Source organism: Saccharothrix espanaensis DSM 44229, from assembly GCF_000328705.1.
GTDB classification, from domain to species: domain Bacteria; phylum Actinomycetota; class Actinomycetes; order Mycobacteriales; family Pseudonocardiaceae; genus Actinosynnema; species Actinosynnema espanaense.
In genome coordinates, this window is record NC_019673.1 from 719,004 (window position 1) to 739,567 (window position 20,564).

Here is a 20,564-nt window from a genome sequence, read left to right on the forward strand (position 1 = left end):
CCCCAGCCGTGAGGCGGGGGAGGCGTGCCGTTCGACCAGCCCGACGTGATAGGGCTCAGCTCTCTTCGGAGGCCTCGGCCTCGGCGGCCTCACCCTCGCCGTCCAGCTGGGCGGCGGTGGGTGCGGCGTTGACGGCGACGACCAGCGCCTCGGCGTCGGTCACCAGGGAGGCGCCCGACGGCAGGGCGACGTCCGAGGCGTGGATCTGGGTGCCGGCTTCGACACCCGCGACCGAGACCTCGACCTGGTCGGGGATGTGCAGGGCCTCGACCTCGAGCTGGATCGTGGTCAGGTCCTGGGTCACCAGGATGCCGGGGCCCGCCTCGCCGGTGATGACGACGGGGACCTCGACGGTGACCTTCTCGCCCCGCTGCACCAGCAGCAGGTCGACGTGCTCGATGTAGTTCTTGATGGGGTGCGTGGTGACGGTCTTGGTCAGCGCGAGCTCACTGCTGGAATCGATGTCCAGGGTGAGCACCGCGTTCTGACCGTGCTCGCGGACGACACGGGCGAACTCCAGCGCCGGCAGGGCCAGGTGCTTCGGGTCGGAGCCGTGGCCATAGAGCACCGCGGGGATCTTGCCGGCACGACGGGTGCGGCGGGCTGCGCCCTTGCCGAACTCGGTGCGCTCCTCTGCGGCGAGACGGACCTCGGACACGGTGGGGCTCTCCTAACGGTCTGGCCTTAGTACGTCGGGCGGGGCTGCTGAGCGGGGTGCTGGCCTGCGGCGGCGGGCGGCGCGGAAGGTGAACACGCGCGCGGCATCACAACCGCCGCGTCGATCACGCCGAGCGTGATGCTCGCCCTCGCCGAGGCAACCCGACCAGTGTAGGCCGGACCGGGGGCCGGACCCTAATCGGGGGTGGACAACGGTCCGCGCCGATCCCCCGGGCCCGCAACGCGAACGGCCGGCACGTCGGGTCGCGACGTGCCGGCCGTACGCGGTGCACGGGTCAGGCGAGGGTCAGGCGTTGCCGTCGAACAGGCTGGTGACCGAGCCGTCCTCGAAGACCTCCTGGATCACCCGGGCGAGCAGCGGGGCGATCGGCAGCACGGTCATCGCGTCGAACCGCTTCTCCGCCGGGATCGGCAGGGTGTCGGTGAACACGACCTCGCGCGCGCCGCAGGCCTGCAGCCGCTCGACCGCCGGGCCGGAGAGCACCGGGTGGGTGGCCGCGATCACCACGTCCGACGCGCCCTCGGCGAGCAGCTGGTCGACCGCCTTGGTGATGGTGCCGCCGGTGTCGATCATGTCGTCGATCACCACGCACAGCCGGCCCTTCACCTCGCCGACCACCCGGTTGGCGACGACCTCGTTGGGGCGCAACGGGTCCCGCGTCTTGTGGATGAACGCGATGGGCGTGCCGCCCAGGGTGTCCGCCCACTTCTCGGCGAGCTTGGTGCGGCCGGCGTCCGGCGACACCACGGTGATGTCGCGGCCCGCGTACTTGTCGCGGATGTGCTCGGCGAGCAGCGGCATGGCCCACAGGTGGTCCACCGGGCCGTCGAAGAAGCCCTGGATCTGGGCGGTGTGCAGGTCGACCGCGACCAGCCGGTCCGCGCCCGCGGTCTTGAACAGGTCGGCGACCAGGCGGGCGGAGATCGGCTCCCGGCCGCGGTGCTTCTTGTCCTGCCGGGCGTAGGGGTAGAACGGCATTATCACGGTGATCCGCTTGGCGGAGGCGCGCTTGAGCGCGTCCACCATGATCAGGTGCTCCATCAGCCACTGGTTGATGGGCGCGCAGTGCGACTGGATGACGAACGCGTCGCAGCCGCGCACGGACTCCTCGAACCGGACGAAGATCTCGCCGTTGGCGAAGTCGTACGCCGACTGGGGGGTCACCGACACGTTGAGGTGCTTGGCCACCTGCTCGGTCAGCTCCGGGTAGGCACGTCCACCGAAGAGCATCAGGTTCTTCTTCGGCGTTCCGGGCATGGTGGGGTTCACGTCAGCGCCCTTCCTCGGTTGTGTCGGCATTCTGCGACGCCAGCGCCCGCTGCGCCGCCTCGGCGGCCGGGGTGCCGGGCCTGCGCTGCACGACCCAACCCTCCAGGTTCCGCTGCGGGCCGCCGGACACGGCGAGCGCGCCCGGGGGGACGTCCCGGCGCACCACGGTGCCGGCTCCGGTGTACGCGCCGTCCCCGACCGTGACGGGGGCCACGAACATGTTGTCCGAGCCGGTCTTGGCGTGGGACCCGATGACGGTGCGGTGCTTGTGCACGCCGTCGTAGTTCACCGTGACGCTGGCCGCGCCGATGTTGGAGTTCTCGCCGATGGTGGCGTCGCCGATGTAGCTCAGGTGCGGGACCTTGCTGCCGGAGCCGATGTCGGAGTTCTTGACCTCGACGAAGGTGCCGATCTTGCCGTTCGCGCCCAGCCGGGTGCCCGGCCGCAGGTACGCGAACGGGCCGACGGACGCGCCCGCGCCGATCTCCGCGCCGGTCCCGTGGGTGCGCACGACCGACGCGCCCGCACCGATCGAGCACGCGGACAGCGTGGTGTCCGGGCCGACCACCGCGCCCTCGCCGACCACCGTGCCGTCGCGCAGCTGGACGCCCGGCTCGACCAGGACGTCCCGGCCGAGCCGCACGTCAGCGTCGAGCCACGTGGTGGCCGGGTCGACCACCGTCACGCCCTCGCGCATCCACCGCTCGACGATCCGGCGGTTGAGCTCCGCGCCGAGCCGGGCGAGCTGGACCCGGTCGTTCACGCCCTCCACCAGCCACGGGTCGGGCGTCACGACCGCGCCCACCCGCAGCCCGTCGGCGCGCGCGATGGCGAGCACGTCGGTCAGGTACAGCTCGCCCTGGGCGTTGTCGGTCGAGATGCGCGCGAGCGCGTCGCGCAGCACCGCCGCGTCGAACGCGTACACGCCCGAGTTGATCTCGGTGATGGCCCGCTCGTCCGGCGAGGCGTCCTTTTGTTCGACGATCTTCTCGACCTCGCCGGTGGCCGAGCGCACGATCCGCCCGTAGCCGGTGGGGTCGGGCACCACGGCGGTGAGCACGCTCACCGCGTTGCCCGCGGCGGCGTGCCGGACCAGCAGGTCCCGCAACGTCGCCGCGTCCAGCAGCGGCGCGTCGCCGTAGGTCACGACGACCGTGCCGCCGAGGTCGGCGGGCAGTTCGGCGAGGCCGCAGCCCACCGCGTGCCCGGTGCCCTTCTGCTCGTCCTGCACCGCGATGGTGACCTTGCGGTCCAGCGCGGTGGACAGGCCGTCGAGGTGTCGGCCCACCGCGTCGCGGCCGTGCCCGACGACGACGGCCAGGTGATCCGGATCTGTCCCCGCGGCGGCGCGGACGGCGTGCTCCACGAGGGAGCGACCCGCGATCCGGTGCAACACCTTGGGGGTGGCTGAGCGCATGCGGGTGCCTTCACCCGCTGCGAGGACGATCGTGCTGACCGGGGTGGGGACACCCTCTAGCATCAGCGCTCTCCCTAGCTGACCGAAGTGCGTGCGTGCCAGCGGGAAAGCCCGGCTCCCGCCAGGTGCTGATACTAAGCGTCCGAGGACGGCTCGCCTTCCACGGCCGCAACCCGGCAGCCACCTCTGCGCTTTGCCACGTACATCGCCGAGTCGGCTCGGGCGAGGGCCCGGTTGGCCGATTCCCGGGGGCGCACGGAGATCACCCCGACCGACAGCGTGACCCCCCGGGACAGGTCGATTGGCAAGTCCGCCACCGCATCCACCGCCCGGCCCAGCGCCGCTTCGGCGGCGTGCAGGGGCGCCCCGGGCAGCAGCACGACGAACTCGTCGCCGCCGTAGCGGGCCACCAGGTCGTCGCCCCGCAGCGCCTGCCGGAGTGTGCTCGCAATCACGCGCAGGACGTCGTCGCCCTCGGCGTGCGAGTGCTTGTCGTTGACCACCTTGAACCCGTCGAGGTCGACCAGCGCGATCGCCATCGGGTGGGTCTGGGCGCCGATCAGCGCGGCGAGGCGGTCGTCGAGCGCGCGCCGGTTGGGCAGGCCGGTCAGCGGGTCCTGCAACGCCTGCTGCGCGATCGCGCCGTGCGCGCGGGTCAGCCGCTCGTGGTCGCGCCGGGTGACCAGGGTGGCGGTGCGGGCCTCCTGCATCTGCCACAGCTCCACCTCCAGCGCGTTGGCGTAGGTCTGGAGGGCGGAGATGGTGTGCTCGCCGTGCGGGCCGGACAGCTTCGCGTACTCGCGGGTCAGGCACAGCATCAGCGTCGGCTCGGAGGTGTCGTGCTCCAGCCGGGTGCGGGCGTCGGCGAGCACCTGGAGGGCCTGCTGCGGCAGTTCCTCCAGCTCCAGGCAGCGGGCCAGGGCGATGGACACGATGATCAGCTCGCGGGCGTACATGGACAGCTCGCGCAGCCGCCACAGCGGGGCGATGTGCTCCGGGCCGGGCTTGGCCAGCGCGTGCGCCGCGCCGATGATGGGCACCTGCTCGGCGGCCGTCCGGTCGCGCCGGCCGGGGTGCAGCGACTCGCGGAACGGGCCCTCGACGGCCTCGGCGATGGCCGACGCCGTGGCGAACTTGGTCGCGGCCTCCTCCAGGTTCGCCACCCGTTCCAGCCGCAGCCCCCAGCCGATCAGCATCCGGGCGCGGTTCATCAGGTGGATGTAGATCAGGTGCGGCCCGGCGCTGTCCCGGATCGCGTTGTGGGCGCGGGCGAGCACCGCGTCGGCCATCTCGTAGACGCCGAGCTGGGTCAGCACCAGGCCCGTGCTCTGCAGCGCGTTGGCCAGCAGCCGGTCCCAGGTGCGCTTGTCCAGCACCGGGTCGGGGGTGAGGCTCTCCTCCAGCATGGCCAGGCCGGACGCGACCTCGGTCAGCGCCTTGTCCTCGAACCCGCCGAACAGGTACCGGCGGCCGCGCAGCGCGTGCGCCTCGGCCTCCAGCACGACCAGGCCGTGCCGCCGGGTGTGCGCGAGCAGCTCGTCCAGCATGGTGTCGGACAGGTCGATCAGGCCGGGCGTGACCAGCCGGACCACGGCCGCCGCGCGCAGCAGCTGGCCGACGATCCGGGGCTCGTTGCGGGCCTGCGCCTGCGCGAGCAGGTCGTCGACCTCCTGGCACGCGTCGAGCTGGTCGGAGAGGTGGCTGCTCTGGGCCACGGCCACGAGCTCACTCGCGCGGCCGACCAGCCACGCGTCGGACATCTCGTGGGGCGCCGGCACCACGTTGTCCTGCTCGTCGACCGCTTCCTCGCGCAGCGACTCACACCCCCATGCGGACGCAGGGCGACCCGGACCGGTGCGGTCCGGCCGAACTCGCTCCGCCACCAGGATTCGAACCTGGACCATCGGAACCAAAATCCGAGGTGCTGCCTTTACACCATGGCGGAACGGGCGGAGGTCTCCCTCTACCGCGCGAGGACATGTTGTCACGACTGGTGCCGGAAGGTCGGCACCACCACTCAACTGGCCGCAATCCGTCGGTAATTCGATCATGACACTTCGTGTTTCCGCAGGTCACGATCCCCCGGTGCGGGAGGCCAGAAAATCGGTCACGGACCGCTCGTACCCGGTCGGGTCGACGTTCCAGGCGGCGGTGTGCTCGGCGGCCGGCGCTTCGACGTAGGTCAACGGCCAGTCCAGCCGGGTCGACGCCTCGGCGAGGTCGCGGGAGCCCTGCACCGGCACCGTGCCGTCGGCCGCGCCGTGCACCAGCAGCGTCGGCGGCCGGTGCGCGGGCGGGTGGTCGACCAGGTCGAAGCGGTCGAACTCCAGGTCGGCCCGCCAGTCCGAGACCAGCTCGGCGACCGGGACCAGCTGGGTCGGCACGCCCCGGTTGCGGGACTGCAGCTCCAGGGTCTTGGTCCAGCTGGTCACCGGGGCGTCCAGGACCGCGCCGACGGCCTTGCCGGCCAGCTCCGAGCGGCCCAGGAACTGGCCGACCGCCGCGCCGCCCATCGACCAGCCGTAGAGCAGGACGTCCCGCGCGCCGCGGTCGAGGGCGTAGCGGACGGCGGCCTCCACGTCGCGCCACTCGGTGTCGCCGAGGTGGAACAGGCCGTCCGGGGAGGCGGGCGCGCCCAGGTCGTTGCGGTAGGTCACGGCGAGCACCGGCAGGCCCGCCCGGTGCAGGGTCGGGGTGATCCGCAGCGACTCGGCGCGGGTGCCGCCCCGGCCGTGCACCGCGACCACCCAGGTCCGGGCGACGCCGGGGACCAGCCAGGCGGGCATGTCGCCCAGCTCGGTGGGCACCGCCACGTCCTCGTAGTCCAGCCCGAGCGCGGCCTTCGGGTCGGAGGTCCACACCGACGTCTCCAGCCGGACCTTCGTGCCCGCGGGCGGGGCGGTGCCGGTCAGCTCGCGGGTCACCGCGCCGGCCGCCCGGTCGGTCACCCGGCCGACCCGGGCCTCGCCGCCCGGCCACACCAGTCCCCAGGTGCCGGGTTGCACTGTGATTCGGGACTCCGCCAGCGTGACCGTGTTGTCACCCGATCCGACGATCGTGTCCGGGTGGCCGGGACGGGCCTGGTCGGGCTCCAGCAGCTGGCCGCTGTAGTACCAGCCGACCCCTAAGACACCCGCGCTGAGCAGCGCGGACACCACCGCCACGGAGATCAGTGCGATCCGCAACCGGCGTCCGTGGCGAACGTTCGGAGACCCCATTGTCGAATGATGCCCCGCCGGTGATCGACACGCCCGAAATCCTGAGAACACGCGGTGGATTCGGCGCGGACTATGGCGGGACGGGGTTGTCCTAACTTACGCTGCCGTAAGTTACGGTCCCGTAGGTAGTCCCCGGATAACCAAGAGGTACTTGTATGACCAGCACCCTGGAGAGCAGGTCCACGCCGCCCGGTCCTGAGGACAAGGGACCCAAGCCGATGATCGACGGTCGTCGCGGCCACGTGGAGCAGCTCGGTGTCTACGTGTTCGTCGTCGTGCCGTTCCTGGCGCTGATCGCGGCGGTCCCGTTCGCCTGGGGTTGGGGGTTGGGCTGGGTCGACGTGGCGCTGTTCGTCGCGTTCTACTACCTGGCCGGCCTGGGTGTCACGATCGGCTACCACCGCTACTTCACGCACGGCTCGTTCAAGGCGAACCGGGCGCTCAAGATCGGCCTGGCCATCGCGGGCAGCATGGCGCTGCAGGGCCCGGTCATCGTCTGGGTCGCCGACCACCGGCGGCACCACGCGTTCTCCGACCGCGAGGGCGACCCGCACTCGCCGTGGCTGTTCGGCAGCGGCCCGGTCGCGCTGGCCAAGGGCTTCTGGCACGCCCACATGGGCTGGCTGTTCGAGCGCGACAAGACCAACGCCAAGCGCTTCGCGCCGGACCTGCTGGCCGACAAGGACCTGGTCTGGGTCGACAAGTACTTCGTGCTGTGGACCACGATCAGCCTGGTCGCGCCCGGCGTCCTGGGCGGCCTGATCACGATGTCGTGGGCCGGCGCGCTGTCCGCGTTCTTCTGGGCGGGCCTGGTCCGGGTGGCGTTCCTGCACCACGTGACCTGGTCGGTCAACTCGATCTGCCACATGGTCGGCGACCGCCCGTTCGCCGCGCGGGACCGCTCCGCGAACGTCTGGGCGCTGGCGATCCTGTCGTTCGGCGAGTCGTGGCACAACCTGCACCACGCCGACCCGACCTGCGCGCGGCACGGCGTCAAGCGCGGCCAGATCGACACCTCGGCGCGGATGATCTGGCTGTTCGAGAAGTTCGGCTGGGCGACCGACGTGCGCTGGCCCAACCAGCAGCGGCTCGCCCGGATCAGCGCGAAGAAGTGATCCCACACCCGCCCCTCGCCGGTGCGGCGGGGGGCGGGTGTTTAGGGTGGTCGAGGTGGCGGGACGACGGCGCGGCGACGAGACCCCGGTCCCGCGCGTGCGGATGACCGGGAAGGAGCGGCGCGAGCAGTTGCTCGACGTCGCTCGGGCGTTGTTCGCCGAGAAGGGTTTCGAGGTCACCTCCGTCGAGGAGATCGCGCACCGGGCGGGCGTGTCCAAGCCGGTGGTGTACGAGCACTTCGGCGGCAAGGAAGGCATCTACGCGGTCGTGGTCGACCGCGAGATGCAGTACCTGATGGACCACATCGTCAACGCCCTGTCCGGCGGGCACCCCCGGGAGCTGCTGGAACAGGCCGCGTGCGCGCTGCTGGACTACATCGAGGGCTCGACGGACGGCTTCCGCATCCTGGTCCGCGACTCGCCGGTGGCCTCGTCCACCGGGACGTTCTCCTCGCTGCTCAACGACATAGCCTCCCAGGTGGAGTCGATCCTGGGCCTGCACTTCTCCCGGCAGGGCTACGACCGCAAGCTGGCCGCGCTCTACAGCCAGGCGCTGGTCGGGATGGTCGCGCTGACCGGCCAGTGGTGGCTGGAGGTGCGCAAGCCGAAGAAGGACGAGGTCGCCGCGCACCTGGTCAACCTGGCGTGGAAGGGCCTGTCGCACATGGAGCACAAGCCGCGCCTGCGCACCCGCAACTGATCCGCGGTCGCGGCCGGCCGGGGGAGCCGTGGGCGGTCAGCCCCGGGACACCTTGAGGATCTTGTCGTCCGAGCCGTTCGACGTGGTCACGTAGAGCGCCTGGTCCGGCCCGAGGGCCGCGCCGCGCAACCGGCCGTAGGAGCCGTCGAGCTGCTCGGGGATCGAGACCGAGTGCACGCCGCCCTCGGCCGTGACGGTGAAGAACAGGACCTTCGAGCCCTTGAGCGCGGTGACCGCGAGGGTGCCGTCCAGATCGCCCCACCGGTCGCCGCTGAGGAACACGGCGTCGCAGATCGCCTCGGTCGGGCTGCCGGAGGACCAGACGGCCGGGACCGCGTCCGGGAAGCGCTGGAGGTCGGTCATCGGGACGCTCTCGTCGTAGCGGTCCACGGTGCCGCCCTGCGACGGGTCCCAGCCGTAGTTCGCGCCGGGCTTGAGGACGTTCACCTCGTCGTCCACGTCCGGGCCGTGCTCGGCGGTGAAGACCAGGCCGTCGGCGCGGACCGCGATGCCCTGGACGTTGCGGTGCCCGTAGGTGAGCACGCCGCCCGCACCGGTGGCGAGGTCGAGCTTGAGCACCTTGCCGCCGAGGTCGCCCTTGTCCTGGGAGGCCGAGGCTTTCGCGGTGTCGCCCGTGCCGACGAGCAGTTCGCCGTCCTTGCCCAACGCGAGCCGGCACCCGGAGTGCCGGCCGCTGGGGTTGGTCGGGAGGCCGGCCCGGAGCGGGTCCCCCACCCGCTTCGCGGCGGTGCCGTCGAGCGCGAACGTGACCAGGCGGACGTCCTCGTCGGTGTTGAAGCACGTGGTGAACCGCTTGCTGGTGGCGAAGTCCGGGTGGACCACGAGCCCCATCAGCCCGCCCTCGCCGCGCGCCACGACGTCACCGAGATCGGCGTCGACCGGTGTCCGCTGCCCCTTGTCGACCAGGACCAGGCGGCCGGGGCGTTCGGTGACGAGCAGCCGGCCGTCGGGCAGGAACCCGATCTCCCACGGGTGCGTGAGCCCGCTCGTGACCACCTCGACCGTGATCCCCTTGGGAGCTTCCTGCGAGGAGGGCGCGTTGCCCCCGGCGGGGGTGCTGGAACACCCGGCGAGCAGCAACACGGCGGCGAACCCGACAACCCGGCGCATACCGGTCAGCATGTCAGGGCCGTCGTGAAGTAGCCCTACGGCCGTTCCGGCGGGTGTGGCCGGTCGAGCGGGTAGGGGCGTTCCGGCGGGAGGAGCCGCCGGGCCTGGTCGAGGTCGCGGGCCAGGACGTGCCCGTGGATCTCGTGGACCAGCGGGGTGATGTCGGTGATGCCCGCGGTCCACTCCTCCACGTACCGCTCGGAGGCCCGGCCCGCCAGTCCGATCTGGATGGACCGGTGGTCCAGCGCCTCGTGGTGCAGGCCGCGCTCCGGGTCCCACTGCACCCGGACGTCGGGTTTCCCCTTGCCGACCTCGGAACTCGGCACCGCGCTGCGAACGGCGCGGTCGAACCCCTCGCGCGTGATGCGAACGGCGAGAACCCTTTCCTGGTCGGGCTTGCGGGCCCAGCCGCAGCGGTACACCATCCAGAGGAACGACGGCTTGATCCACGTCATGCGCCCGGCCCTGAAGGGCGGCACGAACTTCCCCGCGGCCACGGCGGCGTCCGCGATGGCCGGGTTGTACGCCTGGTAGACCGTGATGTGCCGATCGTCGTAGTCGGCTCGGATCTCCTTGTACTCCATGGGGACAGCGTGAATCACGGGTCAACCGGAAATCCCGGTGGGACGCCGTGGACGGCAGGGTCAACCTCGACGCCGCCGAGCGAATCGACCGCTGGGCCACGGGGTCGTTCCACTGGAGTCGCGCGGATGGCTGCCGGGTCAATTCGGAGTGGCGTGACCGAATTGCCGAAGCGTTGCACCCGCCGGCGCTCGTGGTGTGTCCGAAAGGCCGGAAGAGGGCTGTCGAGGCGGGCGCGGAAAGCCACGAGGACCCGTGCCCGGGATGACGGGTGCGGGGTGATCGCCGCCCAGCACGGCCCCGTTCGGGGGGTGGCGGGGCGGGCCGGGGTAATCGGCGAGCGGGGGGTCGGGGTGGGGACGTAGGGTGGTGGGGAGCACCCCTCCGGTGGGCGACAAGGTCCCGGGCAGGGGTCTGTCCTCGTTGCCTTGGGAGCCACGCAATGCCCCAGCCCGGCCCGTTGTCCGGCCTGCTGACCGCTGTTCTGCCAGACAAGGCGCTCAGCGCCCTCCTCGACTCCGTCGGCTCGCCCTCCCTCGAACTGGAGGGCGCGCCGGCCGCCCGGCCGCTCGTCGCCGCCGCCCTGACGCGCAAGGCGCCGGTGCTGGCCGTCACGGCCACCGGCCGCGAGGCCGACGACCTCACGAACGTGCTGCGGGACCTGCTGGGGGCCGACGCGGTCGCCATCTTCCCCAGTTGGGAGACCCTGCCGCACGAGCGGTTGTCGCCCCGGGCGGACACGGTGGGGGCCCGGCTCCAGGTCCTGCGGCGGCTCCGGCACCCCGACGGGAATCCGCTCCAGGTCGTCGTGGCCACCATTCGCAGCGTCATCCAGCCGATGGCGCCCGGGTTGGGGGACTTGCAGCCCGTCGAACTCGTGGTCGGCGGTGAACTCGATTTCGAGGAGTTGCTCCGCGACCTGGTCGAAATCGCCTACACGCGGGTCGACATGGTCGAGAAGCGCGGGGAGTTCGCGGTTCGCGGCGGCATCCTCGACGTCTTCCCGCCCACCGCCGAGCACCCGTTGCGGGTCGAGTTCTGGGGGGACGAGGTCTCCGAGATCCGGCCCTTCTCGGTCGCCGACCAGCGGTCGTTGCCGCAGGTCGTGGAGCGGTTCACGGCTCCGCCGTGCCGGGAGCTGCTGCTCACCGAACGGGTCCGGGAGCGGGCGGCGGCACTCGCCGCCGAGCACCAGAACGACGCGCAGCTGGTCGAGATGCTCGACAAGCTCGCCGGCGGGGTCCCGTCCGAGGGGATGGAGGCCCTGATCCCGGCGTTGTGCGAGGGCGAGCTCCAGCTCCTCACCGACGTGGTGCCGGAGGGCACGCACGTCGTGCTCAACGACCCGGAGAAGATCCGGGCCCGTGCGCACGACCTGGTCCGCACCGGGCAGGAGTTCCTGGAAGCCTCGTGGACGGCCGCCGCCGGCGGCGGGAAGGCCCCGATCGACCTGGGGGCCTCGGCCTACCGGAGCCTGGCCGAGGTGGCCGACTCGGCCAAGGCCAAGGGCCGGCCGTGGTGGACGTTCAGCCAGCTCACCACCGAGGGCGCCGACGTCGTCCGGCTGGAGTTCAAGCACGTCGAGGCCTACCAGGGCGACATCGACCGGGCGTTCGCCGACCTGCGGGCGCACACCGCCGCCGGCGGGACGGCCGTGCTCGTCGTGCCGGGCGCCGGCACGGCTCACCGGGCCGTCGAGCAGCTCAAGGAAGCCGACGTGTCGGCCGTGTGCGTGGACGTGCTCGACAAGGCACCCGCCGTCGGCACCGTCACGGTGGTGCGCGGGTCGTTGGAGGACGGGTTCTCGCTGCCCGACCTCGCGCTGGTCGTGCTCACCGAGACCGACCTGACCGGCGGGCGGCACGGCACGTCCACGAAGGACATGCGGCGGATGCCGTCGAAGCGGCGCAACGCCGTGGACCCGTTGGCGCTCAAGGCCGGCGACTTCGTCGTGCACGAGCAGCACGGCATCGGCAAGTACGTGGAGATGGTGCAGCGCACGGTCGCCGGGGCGACCCGGGAGTACCTGGTGCTGGAGTACGCGTCGTCCAAGCGCGGCCAGCCCGGCGACCGGCTGTTCGTGCCCACCGACCAGCTCGACGAGGTGTCGCGGTACGTCGGTGGCGAGCTGCCCACGCTGAACAAGCTCGGCGGCAGCGACTGGAAGAACACGAAGGCCAAGGCGCGCAAGGCGGTCAAGCAGATCGCGGCCGAGCTGGTGCAGCTCTACGCCGCCCGGCAGGCCGCGCCGGGGCACTCGTTCGCGGCGGACACGCCGTGGCAGCGGGAGCTGGAGGACGCGTTCCCGTTCACCGAGACCGTGGACCAGATGGCGGCCATCGACGACGTCAAGGCCGACATGGAGCGGACCGTCCCGATGGACCGGGTCATCTGCGGCGACGTCGGCTACGGCAAGACCGAGATCGCGGTCCGGGCGGCGTTCAAGGCCGTGCAGGACGGCAAGCAGGTCGTGGTGCTGGTGCCCACGACCCTGCTCGCGCAGCAGCACCTCAACACGTTCGCCGAGCGGATGCGCGCGTTCCCGGTCAACATCAAGGGCTTGTCGCGGTTCACCGACGCGCAGGAGTCCGAGCAGACGATCGCGGGCCTCGCCGACGGTGAGGTGGACATCGTCATCGGCACCCACCGGCTGTTGCAGAAGGGCTTGCGCTACAAGGACCTCGGCCTGGTCATCGTGGACGAGGAGCAGCGGTTCGGCGTCGAGCACAAGGAGCACATCAAGGCGCTGCGCACGCACGTCGACGTGCTCACCATGTCCGCCACGCCGATCCCGCGCACGCTGGAGATGTCGCTCGCGGGCATCCGCGAGATGTCGACGATCCTCACCCCGCCCGAGGAGCGCCACCCGATCCTGACCTACGTCGGCGGCTACGACGACAAGCAGGTCGGCGCGGCGATCCGCCGTGAGCTGCTGCGCGACGGCCAGGTCTTCTACGTGCACAACCGGGTGTCCTCGATCGAGAAGGCCGCGCGGCGGATCCGGGACCTGGTGCCCGAGGCCCGGGTCATCACCGCGCACGGCCAGATGAACGAGGACAAGCTGGAGAAGATCATCCAGGGCTTCTGGGAGAACGAGTACGACGTGCTGGTCTGCACGACGATCGTGGAGACCGGCCTGGACATCTCCAACGCCAACACGCTCATCGTGGAGCGCGGCGACATGCTCGGCCTGTCCCAGCTGCACCAGCTGCGCGGGCGCGTCGGCCGCGGCCGGGAACGCGGGTACGCCTACTTCCTCTACCCGCCGGAGGCCCCGCTCACCGAGACCGCGCACGACCGGCTCGCCACGATCGCGCAGAGCACCGAGCTGGGCGCGGGCATGGCGGTCGCGATGAAGGACCTGGAGATCCGCGGCGCGGGCAACATCCTCGGCGCGGAGCAGTCCGGGCACATCGCGGGGGTCGGGTTCGACCTCTACGTCCGGCTGGTCGGCGAGGCCGTCGAGGCGTTCCGGCGGCACTCGGGCGCCGAGACCGAGGGCGACGAGGAGCTGGCCGACGTCCGGGTCGACCTCCCGGTCGACGCGCACATCCCGCACGACTACGTGCCGGGCGAGCGGCTGCGGCTGGAGGCCTACCGCAAGATCGCGGCGGCCGGTGACGAGGCCGCGCTGCAAGCGGTGTGGGACGAGCTCAAGGACCGCTACGGCACCCCGCCGCTGCCGGTGGAGCGGCTGCTCGCGGTCGCCCGGTTCCGCCAGACGTGCCGCGCGCACGGCGTGACCGAGGTGATCGTGCAGGGGCAGACCATCCGGTTCGCGCCGCTGGAGCTGCGCGACTCGCAGTTGGTCCGGCTGCGCCGGCTGTACCCGAAGGCGGTGCACAAGCCGGCCGCGAACACGGTCAGCGTGCCTAGGCCGACGGAGGGAGCCGCCGGCGGCCGGATGGGCGCACCGCAGCTGCGGGACCAGGAACTGCTCGAGTGGTGCGCGCACTTCCTGCGATCTTTGGCGGGTACTCCCGTGAGCGGCGTCACGGGGACGTGAGAAGGTAGCTCCTGTGAGGACTGTGCAGAGGCGCTTCACCCTGGTCGGCGCGGCCGTCGCACTGCTGGTGGCGGGCTGCGGCAGCGGCCCGAGCCAGGTGGGTTCGGCCGCGATCATCGGCGACACCGTGATCCCGCTTGAGCTGGTCCAGCAGCGCTTGGACACCGTGCTCAAGAAGGAGCCGGAGGCCCAGAAGCTGCACGAGCAGCACAAGCTCGACCAGGTGTCGCGCCAGTTGGTGACCCTGGGCGTGCAGCACGAGCTGATCGAGCGGGCGGCGCAGCGTGAGGGCGTCACCGTGTCCGAGGAGGCCGTGACGGAGTCGGTGGACAACGCGGGCGGCGCGGAAGCCGCCTCGCAGAACACCGTCTACGACGCCGCCACGTTCCGCGAGCGGGCCAAGGACCAGCTGCTGCTGGTCGAGCTGGCGCGCAAGTACGTGGACCGGATGGAAGTCACCTTCGACTACTTCTTCACCAAGGACGGCAAGGACGCCGTCGCCAAGGCCAAGCAGGTCGCGGCCGACCCGGGCCTGATGGCCGGGTTCGTCCAGTCCGGGCCGAAGGGCGCGGAGGGCCAGCAGCTGGCCAAGCGCGGGCAGAAGGTCAAGTCCGCCGAGTCGCCGCAGGCGGCGGGCTCGCCGCTGTTCGGCGTCCAGCCCGGCACGGTCGTGGCGTTCGCACCGGACCCCGGCAACGCGCAGTGGCTGGTCGCCCACGTGACCGCCCGCGACGACAACGCCAAGGGCGGCAGCGACTCGTCCACCGAGCAGCTCACGCCCCAGCTGCTGGAGCAGATCGGGCTGCGACTGGTGCAGCGGCTGGCCGGCGAGCCGGACATCAGGGTGAACCCGCGCTACGGCGTGTGGGACACGACGGCGATCTCGCTCGCGCCGCGCACGGAGGAGCTGACCGGGTTCCAGGCTGTCGTCCGGCAGCCCAAGCCGTGAGCGTGCGCGACACGGTTGTCCTGCTCGGCCCCGGCACTTCGGTGCTGCCCGCCGCCGCGCTGCCCGCTCTGCGGGGCGCGGCGGCGGTTTTCGTCGCGCCGGGGCTGGACGCGCAGTACTGGGGTGGGCTGGGCGCGGCCCCGGTCGGCGACGTCCCGGTGGGCGCGGTCGACGGGGCGGTGGTCTACCTGGCGGCAGGACTGGACGACTACGCCGCCGAGCTGGTCGCCGCCGGCGCGGAGGTGCTGCGCAACCCGGTCGGGACGGCGCTGGTCGACGCCGTCGCGGTGATGGACCGGCTGCGGTCGCCGGGCGGGTGCCCGTGGGACGCGGAGCAGGACCACAAGTCGTTGCGGCAGTACCTCGTGGAGGAGACCTACGAGCTGCTGGAGGCCATCGAGGACGGCGACCGCGGCGCGTTGCGCGAGGAGCTCGGCGACGTGCTGCTCCAGGTGCTGTTCCACGCGCGGATCGCGGCGGAGGACGTCGAGCCGTTCGGGGTGGACGAGGTGGCCGGGGACCTGGTGCGCAAGCTGGTCGGTCGGCACCCGCACGTGTTCGAGGGCGACGACCCGGCGGTGCGCGACGCGGCGTCCCAGCAGCACCGGTGGGAAGAGCTGAAGCAGGTGGAGAAGCAGCGCGAGTCCAGCCTCGACGGGGTCGCCCTGGGGCAGCCCGCGGTGGCGTTGGCCGGGAAGCTCGCCCAGCGCACGGCGCGGGCCGGGCTGCCGGTGGAACTGCTGCCCGACGGCGACAGCGCGGGCGTCACGCTGTTCCTGGTGGCCGCGCTGGCCAAGCTCGCGGGCGAGGACCCGGAGACCGAGCTGCGCGCGGTGGCGCGCGAGTTCGAGCGCCGGGTTCGGGAGGCCGAACGCGCCGCGCGCGCGGCCGGCGTCGAGAAGCTGGGCGCGGACGAGTGGCGCGCCTACTGGCCGGCCTGAACGGCGTCGAGCTCGCGCAGGGCCGCCGCGCCGCGGTCGAGGAAGCGGCGCAGCGCGGCGGGCGTCGCGACGATCTCGAACTCGGGCAGGTTCCCGATGGCGAGCAGGATCTCGGCCGGGTCGGCCCGGTACTCGATCTTGGTCTCCTCCTCGATCCGCACCCAGGACTGCATCTCCGCACGGGGCTTCGCCATGATCTCTCCTCTGCGTCGGAATTCTCTTAGTAGAGGCTCCACTATCTAGAGAATTCTCTCCAGTCCACGTTTGGGTGAAGCTTTAGGCTGGCCGCATGGAGAGCAACGCACGGGCTCGGACGCTGGGCGCGGAGCTGAGGGACCTGCGCAAGGCGAAGCGGTTGAGCATGGTCCGGCTCGGCGACCAGGTGGGTATCGACAAGAGCACTCTCAGCCGGGTGGAGCGCGGGGAGCGCCCGGCCACCGAGACCGAGACGGCCTCGATCCTCGGCGCACTGGGTGTCGTCGGGGCGAAGCGTCGTGAACTGCTCACCCTGGCGCGCGAAGCGGCGAAGTCGAACTGGCTGGCCACGGGCCCCGGCGTGCCGCCGCAGCAGTTGAAGGCGCTGATGGAGTACGAGCGGGTCGCCACCTTCATGATGGAGGTCAACCCGCTGCTGGTGCCCGGCCTGCTCCAGACCCCCGACTACGCGCTGACGATCATGACCGAGGGCGGGCTGTCCAACGCCGAGGCGCACGAGCGGGTCGGGTTGCGGCTCGATCGCCAGCGGGTGATCACGCGCGATGCCGACCCGGTGCCCTACCTGTCGATCATGGACGAGTTCGTGCTGCGCCGACCGGTCGGTGGGCGGGCGGTCATGGCGGGTCAGCTGCGCCACTTGGCCGCCATGGCCCGACGGGACAACGTGACCGTGCGCGTGGTGCCGAAGGAGCGCGGCTACCACCCCGGGCTCTACGGGTCCTTCGTCCTGCTGGAGTCGGCGAGGACCGCGCCGGTGGTCCATCTGGAACACCTGAGATCCAACCTCTTCCTCTACAAGTGGGAGGACGTCCGGGGTTACATTGACCTCAAGTCGACCTTGCTCGCGGCCACCGCCGGCGTCGAGGAGTCGATGGATCTCATCGAGCAGTGCGCCGAGGACATGGAAGGCCGTCGAAGTGGGCACCTGGCGGAAGTCGAGCCGTAGCAACACCGAGACCGCCTGCGTCGAGGTGGCGAGGCTCGTGGGCGTGATGGCGGTGCGGGACTCCAAGAACCCCGGGGGGCCGGTGCTTCGGTTCCCGATGGTTTCCGGCGGGAGTTTCCTCGACCGGCTCAAGAAAGCTTGAGGCCGGCTGTCGGGGTGTCGCGCTAACGTCGATCACGTGACCGACGCCTACCTCCGCTACCCCCACCTGCACGGCGACCTGGTGACCTTCGTGGCCGAGGACGACGTGTGGCTGGCTCCGCTCGCCGGCGGCCGGGCCTGGCGGGTGTCCGCCGACCGCGCTCCCGCGTCCACGCCGCGCTTCGACCGGTCCGGCACGCTGCTGGCCTGGGCCAGCCGGCGTGACGGCGCGCCCGAAGTGCACGTCGCCCCCGTCGCCGGCGGCGAGGCGACCCGCTTGACCCACTGGGGCAACGCGACCACCGGCGTCCGGGACTGGACGCCCGACGGCGAGGTCGTGGCCGTCACCGCCGCGGGGGAGGCGACCCGCGTCCGGCGCTGGGCGCACGCCGTCCCCACCGACGGCGGTCCGCCGCGCCGGCTGCCCTACGGCTGGGTCGGCGACGTCGCGCACGGCCCGGCGCACGAGGTCGTCGTCACCTCGATGTACGGCAAGGACCCCGCCTACTGGAAGCACTACCGGGGCGGCTCGGCCGGGCGGCTCTGGGTCGACGCGACCGGTGACCGCGAGTTCACCCGGATCCTGCCCGAGCTGACCTCCTCGCTGCACTCGCCGATGTGGATCGGCGCCGCCGCCGACGGGGGTCGGATCGCGTTCCTGTCCGACCACGACGGCGTGGGGAGCGTCTACTCCTGCCTGCCCGACGGCTCCGACCTGCGCCGGCACACCGAGCAGGAGTTCTTCGCCCGCGCCGCCACCACCGACGGCTCGCGGATCGTCTACCAGCACGCCGGCGACCTCTGGGTGCTCGACTCGCTGGAGGCCGAGCCGCGCAGGCTCGACGTCGTGCTGGGCGGCCCGCGCACGGCGACCCGGCCCCGGCCGGTCTCCTCCCGCCCGGACGACTTCCACCCCGACCGGACCGGGCGGGCCAGCGTGGTCGAGGTGCGCGGCACCGTGCACTGGGTGACCCACCGGGACGGGCCCGCCCGGTCCCTCGCCGAGACGCCCGGCGTGCGGGCCCGGCTGCCGCGCGTGGTGGGCGACGGCGTGGTCTGGGTGACCGACGCCGAGGGCGAGGAGGGCCTGGAGTTCGCGCCCGCCGGCGGGGTGGAGGCGGGCAACGCGCCGCGCCGGGTCGCGGTCGGCAAGCTCGGCCGGGTGCTCGAACTGGCCGTCGCGCCGGACGGCCGGCGGCTGGCCGCGGCCACCCACGACGGCCGGCTGCTGCTGGTCGAGGTGGAGTCCGGCGAGGTGCGCGAGGTGCTCCGGGAGGCCAACCCGCACGTCTCGGACCTGGCGTTCTCGCCCGACTCGAACTGGCTCGCGTGGTCGCACCCGGGTCCGGGTCCGCTGCGGCACATCAGGATGACCAACACCACCGACCTGTCGCTGGTGGACGTGACGCCGCTGCGCTTCGCCGACTACTCGCCGACGTTCAGCGAGGACGGCCGCTACCTGGCGTTCCTGTCGCTGCGCACGTTCGACCCGGTGTACGACGCGCACGTGTTCGACCTGTCGTTCCCGACCGGCTGCCGGCCGTTCCTGCTGCCGCTCGCGGCGACCACGCCGTCCCCGTTCGACCCGCTGCGGCTGGGCCGCTCGGTGGGCGACGACGACAAGGACAAGGAGAAGGACAAGGACGACGAGAACCCGATCACCGTCGTCGACCTCGACGGCCTGGCCGACCGGGTGGTGCCGGTTCCGGTGGCGGCCGCGGGCTACTCGGGGCTGACCGCCGCGAAGGGCGGGCTGCTGTGGCTGCGCAGCCCGTTGCGCGGGGTGCTCGGCGACAACCTGGCGACCCCGTCGGCACGGCCGCCGCGCGCGGTGCTGGAGCGCTTCGACCTCGCCAAGGTCCGGGTGGAGGTGCTGGTCGACGGGGTCGACGCCTACGAGGTGACCGGCGACGGCCAGCGGATCGTCCTGCAGGACGGCGGTGACCTGCGGGTCGTGCCCGCCGATCGGAAGGTCGACGCCGAGGACTCGGACTCGGTCGACGTGGACCTCTCGCGGATCCGGGTCGTGGTGGACCGGGCCGCCGAGTGGCGGCAGGCCTACGGCGAGGCGGGCCGGCTGATGCGGGACCTGTTCTGGCGCGCGGACATGGGCGGCGTGGACTGGCCGGGCGTGCTGGACCGCTACCGGCCGCTGGTCGACCGGCTGGGCGCGTACTCCGACCTGGTCGACCTGCTGTGGGAGGTGCAGGGCGAACTCGGCACGTCGCACGCCTACGTCGTGCCCGCCGGCGGCCACTCCGGCCACTCGGTGGGTCTGCTCGGCGCCGACCTGGCCCGTGACGAGTCGGGCGCGTGGCGGGTGGAGCGGGTGATCCCGGGCGAGACCTCCGACCCGGACGCGCGTTCGCCGCTGGCCGCGCCCGGTGTGGCGGTCCGCGCGGGCGACGCGATCGTGGCCGTGGACGGCCGCCCGGTCGACCCGGTGCGGGGCCCCGGGCCGCTGCTGGTGGGCACGGCGGGCAAGCCGGTGGAGCTGACCGTGCGCCCCGGTGGCGGCGGCGAGCCCCGCCGGGTCGTGGTGGTCCCGCTGGAGGACGACGAGCCGTTGCGCTACCACGCGTGGGTCGCCGACCGCCGGGCCCGGACGCACGAGCTGTCCGACGGGCGGGTGGGCTACCTGCACGTGCCGGACATGATGGGCAACGGGTGGGCGCAGCTGCACCGCGACCTGCGGGTGGAGCTGGCGCGCGAGGCCGTGGTGCTCGACGTCCGGGAGAACGGCGGCGGGCACACCTCGCAGCTCGTGGTCGAGAAGCTGGCCCGCAAGATCATCGGCTGGCAGGTGGCGCGCGGGTTCTCGACCTACGAGAGCTACCCGCAGGACGCGCCGCGCGGTCCGGTGGTGGCGATCGCCGACGAGTTCGCCGGGTCCGACGGCGACATCGTGAACGTGGCGATCAAGGAGATGGGCATCGGGCCGGTGGTCGGCACCCGCACGTGGGGTGGCGTGATCGGCATCGACTTCCAGTTCGACCTGGTCGACGGGACGGTGGTCACCCAGCCCCGGTACGCGCTGTGGTTCGCCCAGCACGGCTGGGGCGTGGAGAACCACGGCGTGGACCCGGACGTCGAGGTGGTGATGACGCCGCAGGACCGCGTGGCGGGCCGTGACCCGCAGTTGGAGACCGCCGTGCGGATGGCGTTGGAGTCCCTGGCGGAGCGCACGGCGTTCACCCCGCCGCTGATTCCGCCGCTGCGCTGAGCGATTTCACCTGACCGTGTAGTGCGGCGGT

At 72.1% G+C, this 20,564-nt stretch carries 17 protein-coding genes and 1 tRNA gene; 9 read left to right on the plus strand and 9 right to left on the minus strand.

Annotated features, from left to right (window positions below):
- Positions 1 to 55 precede the first annotated feature (55 nt).
- From BN6_RS03520 to BN6_RS03545, 6 genes are all read right to left on the minus strand, one after another.
- Entirely contained in the window at positions 56 to 658 is a 603-nt protein-coding gene (locus BN6_RS03520) for a 50S ribosomal protein L25/general stress protein Ctc (protein WP_015098155.1), read from the minus strand.
- A gap of 306 nt (positions 659 to 964) precedes the next feature.
- Positions 965 to 1,936, minus strand: a complete 972-nt coding sequence (locus tag BN6_RS03525; RefSeq protein WP_015098156.1) for a ribose-phosphate diphosphokinase — start codon at positions 1,934 to 1,936, stop codon at positions 965 to 967.
- Between the two features lie 13 nt (positions 1,937 to 1,949).
- On the minus strand, positions 1,950 to 3,428 hold the full coding sequence (gene glmU, locus BN6_RS03530) for a bifunctional UDP-N-acetylglucosamine diphosphorylase/glucosamine-1-phosphate N-acetyltransferase GlmU (protein WP_015098157.1): 1,479 nt from the start codon (positions 3,426 to 3,428) through the stop codon (positions 1,950 to 1,952).
- A 71-nt stretch (positions 3,429 to 3,499) separates the two neighbouring features.
- Positions 3,500 to 5,125 (minus strand): GGDEF domain-containing protein, encoded by a 1,626-nt coding sequence (locus BN6_RS03535; protein ID WP_084672866.1) that lies wholly within the window; start codon positions 5,123 to 5,125, stop codon positions 3,500 to 3,502.
- A 114-nt stretch (positions 5,126 to 5,239) separates the two neighbouring features.
- Positions 5,240 to 5,310, minus strand: a tRNA-Gln gene (locus BN6_RS03540).
- Between the two features lie 127 nt (positions 5,311 to 5,437).
- Entirely contained in the window at positions 5,438 to 6,550 is a 1,113-nt protein-coding gene (locus BN6_RS03545) for an alpha/beta hydrolase family protein (protein ID WP_041311831.1), read from the minus strand.
- A gap of 188 nt (positions 6,551 to 6,738) precedes the next feature.
- Here BN6_RS03545 and BN6_RS03550 point away from each other — a divergent pair, with 188 nt between their 5' ends.
- On the plus strand, positions 6,739 to 7,698 hold the full coding sequence (locus BN6_RS03550) for an acyl-CoA desaturase (RefSeq protein ID WP_015098160.1): 960 nt from the start codon (positions 6,739 to 6,741) through the stop codon (positions 7,696 to 7,698).
- A gap of 103 nt (positions 7,699 to 7,801) precedes the next feature.
- A complete protein-coding gene (locus BN6_RS03555; RefSeq protein WP_041315979.1) occupies positions 7,802 to 8,398 on the plus strand; it encodes a TetR/AcrR family transcriptional regulator in 597 nt (198 codons plus the stop codon).
- Between the two features lie 36 nt (positions 8,399 to 8,434).
- On the opposite strand, the gene BN6_RS03560 is transcribed toward BN6_RS03555, so the two are convergent.
- Both BN6_RS03560 and BN6_RS03565 read right to left on the minus strand, forming a co-directional pair.
- Positions 8,435 to 9,529: a PQQ-dependent sugar dehydrogenase gene (locus BN6_RS03560; protein WP_015098162.1), complete on the minus strand. Its 1,095-nt coding sequence runs from the start codon at positions 9,527 to 9,529 to the stop codon at positions 8,435 to 8,437.
- Positions 9,530 to 9,564: 35 nt separating this feature from the next.
- Positions 9,565 to 10,113, minus strand: coding sequence for a DUF4291 domain-containing protein (locus BN6_RS03565; protein ID WP_041311833.1), 549 nt, complete (start codon positions 10,111 to 10,113; stop codon positions 9,565 to 9,567).
- A 47-nt stretch (positions 10,114 to 10,160) separates the two neighbouring features.
- On the opposite strand from BN6_RS03565, the gene BN6_RS45270 reads away from it, so the two are divergent.
- The 4 genes from BN6_RS45270 (at position 10,161) to BN6_RS03580 (ending at position 16,007) form a co-directional block, all read left to right on the plus strand.
- On the plus strand, positions 10,161 to 10,379 hold the full coding sequence (locus BN6_RS45270) for a hypothetical protein (protein ID WP_148302721.1): 219 nt from the start codon (positions 10,161 to 10,163) through the stop codon (positions 10,377 to 10,379).
- 174 nt (positions 10,380 to 10,553) lie between these two features.
- Positions 10,554 to 14,117 (plus strand): transcription-repair coupling factor, encoded by a 3,564-nt coding sequence (mfd, locus tag BN6_RS03570; protein WP_015098164.1) that lies wholly within the window; start codon positions 10,554 to 10,556, stop codon positions 14,115 to 14,117.
- A 13-nt stretch (positions 14,118 to 14,130) separates the two neighbouring features.
- Positions 14,131 to 15,066, plus strand: coding sequence for a SurA N-terminal domain-containing protein (locus BN6_RS03575; RefSeq protein ID WP_015098165.1), 936 nt, complete (start codon positions 14,131 to 14,133; stop codon positions 15,064 to 15,066).
- Positions 15,067 to 15,068: 2 nt separating this feature from the next.
- A complete protein-coding gene (locus tag BN6_RS03580) occupies positions 15,069 to 16,007 on the plus strand; it encodes a MazG family protein (RefSeq protein WP_148302722.1) in 939 nt (312 codons plus the stop codon).
- On the opposite strand, the gene BN6_RS03585 is transcribed toward BN6_RS03580, so the two are convergent.
- Positions 15,992 to 16,201, minus strand: coding sequence for a hypothetical protein (locus BN6_RS03585; RefSeq protein ID WP_015098167.1), 210 nt, complete (start codon positions 16,199 to 16,201; stop codon positions 15,992 to 15,994). The genes BN6_RS03580 and BN6_RS03585 overlap by 16 nt on opposite strands.
- A 95-nt stretch (positions 16,202 to 16,296) precedes the next feature.
- Between BN6_RS03585 and BN6_RS03590 the strand changes: the two genes are divergently transcribed.
- From BN6_RS03590 to BN6_RS03595, 3 genes are read left to right on the plus strand one after another with little or no spacing between them, the layout of a single operon-like run.
- Positions 16,297 to 17,169: a helix-turn-helix domain-containing protein gene (locus BN6_RS03590; protein WP_015098168.1), complete on the plus strand. Its 873-nt coding sequence runs from the start codon at positions 16,297 to 16,299 to the stop codon at positions 17,167 to 17,169.
- 37 nt (positions 17,170 to 17,206) lie between these two features.
- Positions 17,207 to 17,311 (plus strand): DUF397 domain-containing protein, encoded by a 105-nt coding sequence (locus BN6_RS49930; RefSeq protein ID WP_331712626.1) that lies wholly within the window; start codon positions 17,207 to 17,209, stop codon positions 17,309 to 17,311.
- 36 nt (positions 17,312 to 17,347) lie between these two features.
- The gene (locus tag BN6_RS03595; RefSeq protein ID WP_015098170.1) at positions 17,348 to 20,533 is read left to right on the plus strand and encodes a S41 family peptidase; all 3,186 of its coding nucleotides are present in this window, start codon (positions 17,348 to 17,350) and stop codon (positions 20,531 to 20,533) included.
- Positions 20,534 to 20,564 lie beyond the last annotated feature (31 nt).